Below are 629 nucleotides of genomic sequence, written 5' to 3'. Positions count from 1 at the left end.
GGGCGCCCTCGCCGCCGCCGGCTGGACGGGGACCGAGGCGCTGCCGCTCCTGGCCGCGCCCTGGCCCGCCCTGCTGCTGGCCGGCCGGGCGCCGGAGGGCGCGCAGGTGCTGGCGGCGCCCAGCCTGCGCCGCATCGCCCTCGTCGCCGATGCCGCCATGGCCTGGCTGCGGGGGCCGCTGGCGCTGCAGCTGCAGGCGCGCGGCGCCAGCATCGCCCAGCATGAGCTGGCCGAGGCCGCCGCCTTGCCGCCCGCCGCCCTGCAGAACAGCCTGGTGGTCGTGCTGGCCGGGGGCGGGCCGGCGCTGCCGCGGACGCTGGCGGATCTCGGCCGGCTGGCCGCCCTGGCGGAGGGCGTGGCCGCCGGCTTCCGGCTGGTCACCGCCGGCGGCCAGCAGCCGGCGGCGGGCCCGCACGACCCGGCCGCGGCCGCCTGCTTCGCGCTTGGCCGGGTCCTGGCCAACGAGCATCCCGGCCTGCGCCCGCGCCGGCTCGACCTGGAGCCGGGGCAGCCGGCCGAGCCCGCCGCCCGCCACCTCGCGGCCGAGCTGCTGTCGGAGGGCGATGGCGAGGCGGAGGTGACGCTGCGGCGCGGCGCCCGCCTGGTGCCGCGGCTGCGGCCCGGCCTGC

General features: G+C 82.5%; 1 protein-coding gene. It reads left to right on the top strand.

All coding sequences use genetic code 11. The features are described from left to right. The coding region (locus E2C05_RS33800) for a hypothetical protein (RefSeq protein WP_456306552.1) at positions 1 to 629 on the top strand (629 nt) is incomplete at both ends.

Source organism: Paracraurococcus ruber (assembly GCF_004353985.1).
Classification (GTDB): Bacteria; Pseudomonadota; Alphaproteobacteria; order Acetobacterales; family Acetobacteraceae; genus Paracraurococcus; species Paracraurococcus ruber.
The sequence above is the reverse complement of the archived record's forward strand: the minus strand, read 5'-3'. Positions and strand labels throughout refer to the sequence as shown.